This window comes from Kitasatospora sp. NPDC058965 (genome assembly GCF_042741245.1).
In the GTDB taxonomy this organism is placed as follows: Bacteria; Actinomycetota; Actinomycetes; order Streptomycetales; family Streptomycetaceae; genus Kitasatospora.
Genome location: NZ_JBHYKG010000084.1, coordinates 22406 through 28405, shown reverse-complemented (window position 1 = coordinate 28405; position 6000 = coordinate 22406). Strand labels below are relative to the sequence as shown.

The 6000-nt window shown below is 70.0% G+C and carries 9 protein-coding genes; 3 read left to right on the top strand and 6 right to left on the bottom strand.

The window, feature by feature from the left end:
* Nucleotides 1–125: 125 nt before the first annotated feature.
* Nucleotides 126–1064: an alpha/beta hydrolase fold domain-containing protein gene (locus tag ACFW1A_RS16555; RefSeq protein ID WP_380409598.1), complete on the bottom strand. Its 939-nt coding sequence runs from the start codon at nucleotides 1062–1064 to the stop codon at nucleotides 126–128.
* 162 nt (nucleotides 1065–1226) lie between these two features.
* Between ACFW1A_RS16555 and ACFW1A_RS16550 the strand changes: the two genes are divergently transcribed.
* Nucleotides 1227–1988, top strand: a complete 762-nt coding sequence (locus ACFW1A_RS16550) for a hypothetical protein (RefSeq protein WP_380409596.1) — start codon at nucleotides 1227–1229, stop codon at nucleotides 1986–1988.
* Here the strand turns inward: ACFW1A_RS16550 and ACFW1A_RS16545 are convergent.
* The 3 genes from ACFW1A_RS16545 to ACFW1A_RS16535 form a co-directional block, all read right to left on the bottom strand.
* Nucleotides 1966–2160 (bottom strand): DUF397 domain-containing protein, encoded by a 195-nt coding sequence (locus ACFW1A_RS16545; protein ID WP_380409594.1) that lies wholly within the window; start codon nucleotides 2158–2160, stop codon nucleotides 1966–1968. The two genes, ACFW1A_RS16550 and ACFW1A_RS16545, sit on opposite strands and share 23 nt — an antisense overlap.
* A 122-nt stretch (nucleotides 2161–2282) precedes the next feature.
* A complete protein-coding gene (locus ACFW1A_RS16540) occupies nucleotides 2283–2492 on the bottom strand; it encodes a DUF397 domain-containing protein (protein WP_380409592.1) in 210 nt (69 codons plus the stop codon).
* Nucleotides 2489–3316, bottom strand: a complete 828-nt coding sequence (locus ACFW1A_RS16535) for a Scr1 family TA system antitoxin-like transcriptional regulator (protein WP_380409590.1) — start codon at nucleotides 3314–3316, stop codon at nucleotides 2489–2491. Before ACFW1A_RS16535 ends, ACFW1A_RS16540 begins: the two co-directional genes overlap by 4 nt.
* A gap of 483 nt (nucleotides 3317–3799) precedes the next feature.
* On the opposite strand from ACFW1A_RS16535, the gene ACFW1A_RS16530 reads away from it, so the two are divergent.
* Complete coding sequence (locus ACFW1A_RS16530) at nucleotides 3800–3997, top strand: hypothetical protein (protein WP_380409588.1); 198 nt, start codon at nucleotides 3800–3802, stop codon at nucleotides 3995–3997.
* On the top strand, nucleotides 3994–4173 hold the full coding sequence (locus ACFW1A_RS16525; protein ID WP_380409586.1) for a hypothetical protein: 180 nt from the start codon (nucleotides 3994–3996) through the stop codon (nucleotides 4171–4173). Before ACFW1A_RS16530 ends, ACFW1A_RS16525 begins: the two co-directional genes overlap by 4 nt.
* A 23-nt stretch (nucleotides 4174–4196) precedes the next feature.
* On the opposite strand, the gene ACFW1A_RS16520 is transcribed toward ACFW1A_RS16525, so the two are convergent.
* Together ACFW1A_RS16520 and ACFW1A_RS16515 are read right to left on the bottom strand one after the other, a co-directional pair.
* Nucleotides 4197–4868, bottom strand: coding sequence for a DUF4097 family beta strand repeat-containing protein (locus ACFW1A_RS16520; RefSeq protein ID WP_380409584.1), 672 nt, complete (start codon nucleotides 4866–4868; stop codon nucleotides 4197–4199).
* Between the two features lie 228 nt (nucleotides 4869–5096).
* Nucleotides 5097–5972 (bottom strand): hypothetical protein, encoded by an 876-nt coding sequence (locus ACFW1A_RS16515; RefSeq protein WP_380409582.1) that lies wholly within the window; start codon nucleotides 5970–5972, stop codon nucleotides 5097–5099.
* Between the last annotated feature and the right edge of the window lie 28 nt (nucleotides 5973–6000).

Sequence of the window (6000 nt, the reverse complement as noted above, 5' to 3'; positions counted from 1 at the left end):
TGCCCAACCACGTCCTGACCTGGCTCGCCGTCCTGGCGTTGCTGGCCGTCTCCGGCGCCGCCGCGCGCAGCTCTTCCACCAGCGCGTAGAGCCGAGGAGTGCGGTTCATGAGGCCGACGCTACCGTCAGGCGCCGGCCAAGAAGTCCCGCTGCCGCTGGTGCTCCCGCTCGGTGACGGTCAGCGGGAAGAGCGTGAAGCCGTGCATCGCACCGGCCACGACACCGAGCCGGACGGGAGCGCCGGCCAGCTCCCAGCGTGCGGCGAGGAAGAGCGAGTCGTCCAGCAGGGGGTCCTCGGCGCCGACGACGATCCGGGCCGGCGGCAGGCCGGTCAGGTCGGCGAACAGCGGGGAGACGGCCGGATCGCGGCGCTGCTCCGGGGTCAGCCCGGGGGTGAAGAGTCCGTAACTGCCGCGGAGCGAGTCGGTGTTGCTGAGCAGGGCGCGGGAGCCGAAACTGCGCTGACTCGGCGTCATCGACAGGTCGAACGGCCCGAAGAGCAGGTGGGCCGCCCGGAAGGCGCCGGTGCTGCCGTGCCGGTCGCGCAGGCGCAGCAGGGTCAGGACGGTCAGGTGGGCGCCGGCCGACTCGCCGCCGATCAGCAGCCGGTCGGTGCCGAACTCGGCGACGGCGTTGTCGACCAGCCAGCGGGCGGCCGCCTCGCAGTCGTCCGGCCCCGCGGGGAACGGGTGCTCCGGGGCCAGCCGGTACGCCACGCTCAGCACAGCGAGGTTCGCCTCCACCGCGAGCTGCCACAACCGCTCGTCCTGCCCGTCGGCGGACCCGAACGCCCAGCCGCCACCGTGGATGTGCAGGTACACCCCGTCGACCCGGTCCGGCACGAACTCCCGGACCGCCACCCCGCCCGCGACCACCCGGTCCCGCCCCTGCGGCAGCCGGACCGGCGGAGTGTCCCGCCCGAGCCCGTTGCGCCGCAGCTCGGCCATCACAGCGGGGTCCAGGGTGCTCCCGCGCTCGGGGCGGCTCGCCGCGGTGGCTTCGAACCGGGCGTTGAAGGCGAGGGTTTCGGAGAGGCAGTCGGTGTCGGTGATGGTGATCGTCATGGGAGGAGCGTCGCAGGGGTCGGCGACAGCAGTGTGTCACCCTTTTCAGGTGAGCTGGGTCACATGTGCTGATTGGGTCACGGTTCCGGCGCGAGCGGATCCGAGTCATTGACGGAGCGTCAGGTGTGCGAGGAAATGGGGCCCTCGGGAGGGGGAGGCGCCATGGGCGGCAGGCCGAACGGCAGTGGAAGCGGTGGTGAGCGGGCGCGGCGGATCTGGGAGGTTGCCGTTCCGGTGGCGCTCGGGGTGGTCCTGGCGCTGCTCGACGCGTTCGGCGTGATGAGTTCGAGCTACGCGGCCGCCGCGGTACTCGGGGTACTGGGGCTCATCGGCTACGGCCAGATCGGGCGGGACCGGCAGGCCGCTGAACAACTCGCGGACCTGAAGATGCAGTTGGGTGGAGAGCTGGCTGCCGTGCGGCAGGCGGTCGACGGCGTGAGCGAGCTGCGGTTCTACAGCCACCACGAGCGGTTCTACGAGGCGCTCGCCGAGCAGGTCGGGCAGGCGAAGGAGGAGGTCCTCACCAGCTACCTGCGCCGGTACCCGCCGGACGCACTGAACAGCGCGGCGGTGGCGGCCTACTTCACGGCCTGCGCGGACTGGGTCGCGGCCTCGCCCCTGCACCAGCTGCGCCGGGTGGTCACCTCGGAGAACGCTCCGGGGATGGCCGATTGGACGGACAGTCAGCGCCAGTTGGTGCTGGACCACCGCGCACGGTACCTGGTCCGCGTGGTCGACGTGCAGGGCGATGCGATGAGCGTGGCGATCATCGACCGCGACCACGTCTTCTTCGCCTTCGGGGCCGACCCGTACGTGGTGACGGGGTTCAGCCTGCGCAGCGCGAAGCTGGGGGAGTACATGCGCAGTTACCACCAGGCGCTGTGGGAGAAGGGGCGGGACCTCACCGCCACTGGCCGACCCTGAGGTGTTCGAGGAAGGCCGCGAAGGACGGGGAGGGGAAGAGGAGGGCCGGGCCGTCGGGGTCCTTGGAGTCGCGGACGGCGGTGGTGGAGGGGAGAGGGGCGATCTCGACGCACTCGCCGCCGTTGTCGCTGAACGTAGATTTCCGCCACTGCGGGGCGTTGCGGTGGGTCATGTGGCCTCCTCTGGGCTTACTCGTGACGACCGCTGTCGAGTCACTCTGGCGGGCCGTGGGGAGGCGAGCAAGAGCCCCCCACGCCTGTCTTGCGACGCGCGGAGGGCCGGCGGCGTTGATCGTTAGTCAGGCAGACGGAAGGAACCTGCCTTGAGGCTGTTCACAAAGGCGGTGAAGGACTTGGCGGGGAAGGTCAGGGCGGGGCCGCCGGGGTCCTTCGAGTCACGGACGGGCACGGCGCCGGCGAGCCCGTCGGCGACCTCGATGCACTCGCCTCCGTTGGTCCCGGAGTAGGACGACTTGCGCCAGGAGGCGTTGGTCAGGTCAGTCATGAAAGTTCCTCTCGGGCCTTGCGAAAGAACTCCAGGGATGCAGCCTTTGGCAGCGCCTCCATCTGTAGCTGATCGTACTCGCTGTCCCAGGCGGCCACGGTCCTTTGGTTACGCTCAAGATGCCCTCGGGCATAGGACTCGGCGTACCCGAGAATCGATCGGTCGGGCATGTCCAGCAGCATGACCGGAAAACTGAAGGGCAGGTGCTCGCCGACGCTGAACGGGGAGACCTGGATGGTGATGCTGGGGCGGGCGGCCAACTCCTCGAGACGTGCAAGTTGCTTGGCCATCACTTGGGCGCCGCCCATGATTCGGACGAGACAGCTCTCGTCCAAAATGGCATGAATGGCCGGCGGCTTCCTTCGGTCCAGCAGTTGCTGGCGTGAGGCCATGATCTCAAGGCGCTCGTCGGCCTCGGTCTGGGTGATTGCGCCGCGCAGAACGGCTGCGCTGAAGAAGGCCATGGAGTACTCGGGGAGTTGGAAGATCCCAGGCACGATCGTCGGGTAGAAGATCCGCAGCCGTTTGCAGCGTGCCTCTGCATCCATGAACTCCGGAAAGCCCTCCAGCAGGCTCGCCCCGTCGATGCGTCGCCACAGCTCGTAGTAGGTCTGCCCGGTGTCGAAGACGCTGTCGGCCTTCACCGCGAAGTGTTTTGTGGACTTGCGCTGACCTCTTTCGACGTACGAGATCAGGGTGTTCGAGTACCCCATGCGCTGCGCCAGGTCGGTCTGCGACCAGCCACGAGCCCTTCGGGACCTGCGGAGTTCGGCGCCGAAGCGAGCCAGTGGCGATGACGAAGGATCAACTTCCTGTTCGGCCATGATGGTTCGCCGCCCTTCACATGACGTGATTGTCAAGGTGGAAACACTGGCCAGCGTACGACCATTCGGCCATCCTGGGTAGCGGAACGACTACACGGAGTGCTCGTTCCGGTGGTGCATGCCACCGAGTGCAACTGCCTTACCCCGAGGGGTGAACCGCTCGAATGGATATGCGACTTGAGACCCAGGAGCAGCGCCGCGTCCGCGAGTTCCGGGAGTTCGCCGAACACGCGGTCCGGCGCCTGGAGGACGCTCTGCGGGTGGCTGGCCTGCCGCCGCTTCCCTCGCTCGCCGCCGGGCGGATCACCCTCACCGAGTGGGGAGCGCACATCAACCTCGGGGGCTGCAATCCGCGAACCATGGTGGCCCTGGCCGACTGGGTGGAAGCCCACGCGCGGTGCACCGGGCGGATCGCGCGCGGCGCGTCCCTGTCCGCTCGGCTGGCCGAACTGCCCGTACTGCAAGGCGAAATGAGAACCATTGATGACCAAGAAGAGCCGACTGACCCTGCACGTCTACCGGATCGGCCCTGACGGGGCGCGGACCGACCTCGGGCGGGACGAGATCACGGCCACCGAGCCCTACGACGGCTTCGGCCCGTCCTTCGAACTCCCCTGCCGCTGCCGGCGGTGCGCTCCGGCCGAGGGGGAACTGCCCGACTCCACCGGAGCGGTCGCGTGATCGAGTTGCCGGTTCCGACCCCTGTCCCGGACTGCCTCCCCTGCATCGACTTCCAGAACCGCCTGGACGCCGTCGAGCCGCAGTCCTCGGCCGAGACCGATGTCCGGGTGCTCTGGCGCCGGCACCAGGCGGCGGCGCACGGGATCATTGCCCCGGGCGTCCGCCGCCACGAGTGACGGCCGTCCTGTCCTCATGCGGATCAGAGGCTGCGGGCGGTGATGTCGCCGTAGCCGGTGGTGGCGCGGAAACGCAGGGTCGAGGCGCCGCCCTCGCCGTTCCGCAGGGCGTTGTGGATCCGGCCGAAGCCGGTGCCCGCGTCCAGGGAGGCCGAGACGCCGCGGGCGGCGCCGACGGAGACCTGGCCGGCCTCGGTGTGCAGGACGACCTCTCCCAGCGCCGCCTCGGTGACGGTGAGGTCGCCCTTGCGGGTCCGGAGCTCGGCGGGGCCGCCGAGGCGGCCGACCGCGATGTCGCCGGCCTGGACGGTGAGCCGGGCACTCGCCACCTCGTCGAGCCCGACCTCGCCCGCCGAGCTCTCGAACGTCACGTCGCCGAGCCGACCGGTGCTGTGCAGGTCGGCACTGTCGGCCCGCGCCTCGACGCGGGACCCGGCCGGGAGCTGCACGGTCACCTCGACGGCGCCGGAGTGGCCGATGAGCGGGTGCTTGGCGGGGGCGGTCCTGATCTGCAGCATGCCGTCGGCGTAGTCCACCGAGGTGAGCTCGGCGACGCCGACGTCGTGCCGCTTGGCGGCGTTGGCAGGGCGGACCTCCACCACGGTGTCGATGCGGTCGGTGGCGACGAACCGGATCCGGCCGGCGGGGATGTCGAGGACGGTGGTGATCGGCGCGGGGGTGGCGAACGTCTGCACGGCGGACTCCTTCATCGGTGGCGGGCGACTGTTCGCCACGCCGTTTCTGATGTGGTGAACGCTACGTTGCATTCGCACATTGGGCAACGCCAGCGTTGCCCAATACCTGCATTACCGCAGCTAGAACAGGAGAAATCGTTGCAGCGAGTGAGAAACTAACGCAACGTCAGAGAGAGTACCTCGTTGCATTGGGCTGCCAGTGATTGCTACGCACCGCCGCACCGGCCGTCAGGCGTCGAGCACCCGGCCGGTGTGCCGCAGGTACGCCAGGCCGCTGAGCAACTGGGCGTGCACCGTGGGGGCGAGGTGGCGGGCCCAGGCGGGGTCGGGTTCGCCGCGCAGTGCGGCCCAGCAGGCCAGGGCGTAACCGAACTGGCGCTCGTTCAGATACCCCAGGTGCTGGGAGGGGGCCAGGAAGCTGCCCGCCAGCATCTGCTCGGTGAGGTCGCCCATGGGCAGCGCGGACCAGCCGCGGGCCGTCCGGGTGAAGGTGTTCGCGGCGTTGGCGAGGAAGACGCCCATGCCGAGGTAGACGGTCACGAAGTCGGTGAGCTTCTCCTCCTCCCGCTCCCACGCGGGCACCCGCCCTTCGCCGCGCAGCCGGACGTGGGCCAGTTCGTGGCCGATGATCGCGGTGAGCCGGGCCGGGTCCTCGCGGCCGCGCAGGTCGAGCGAGACGACGGGGCGGCCGTCCTCGTCGTGGTACGTGCCGACCGTGGTGCGCCGCCGGTGTCCCCGGCCCGGTTCGGCGGCTTCGCTCTCGAAGTAGCGCACCGTCAGATCCGGTGCCACGACGCCCATCACCGCAGCGGTCCGGCGGACCAGCTCCTCGATCTGCTCGGTGCTGCCCCGGTACCCGGCCGGGTAGAACGTGCGGGTCGGTGCCGCGACCACCCGCCCCGCCGCCGTGCCGAACTCCTTGCGGCACCAGCGCAGCCACCGCTCCAACTGCTCCTGGTCGTCGGGCGGGACCGGGCACTCGGTCGCCTCCCGGGCGGGTCTGGCCCAGGGCGGTGCGGCATCCCCGAAGCCCTCGGGGCGGTACCGGGATGCGGGTTGCGCGCCCGCGTTGAGCAGGCGGTCGGTCCAGTGCTGTCGGCTCATCGAGTCCCCCCGGGCCGGACCGTACCCG

Bases quoted from the DNA above. Each gene is read 5' to 3' on its own strand.
- ACFW1A_RS16545 (WP_380409594.1), bottom strand. From the start codon at position 2,160: ATGACCCACCGCAACGCCCCGCAGTGGCGGAAATCTACGTTCAGCGAC.
- ACFW1A_RS16535 (WP_380409590.1), bottom strand. From the start codon at position 3,316: ATGGCCGAACAGGAAGTTGATCCTTCGTCATCGCCACTGGCTCGCTTC.
- ACFW1A_RS16550 (WP_380409596.1), top strand. From the start codon at position 1,227: ATGGGCGGCAGGCCGAACGGCAGTGGAAGCGGTGGTGAGCGGGCGCGG.
- ACFW1A_RS16515 (WP_380409582.1), bottom strand. From the start codon at position 5,972: ATGAGCCGACAGCACTGGACCGACCGCCTGCTCAACGCGGGCGCGCAA.
- ACFW1A_RS16530 (WP_380409588.1), top strand. From the start codon at position 3,800: ATGACCAAGAAGAGCCGACTGACCCTGCACGTCTACCGGATCGGCCCT.
- ACFW1A_RS16540 (WP_380409592.1), bottom strand. From the start codon at position 2,492: ATGACTGACCTGACCAACGCCTCCTGGCGCAAGTCGTCCTACTCCGGG.
- ACFW1A_RS16555 (WP_380409598.1), bottom strand. From the start codon at position 1,064: ATGACGATCACCATCACCGACACCGACTGCCTCTCCGAAACCCTCGCC.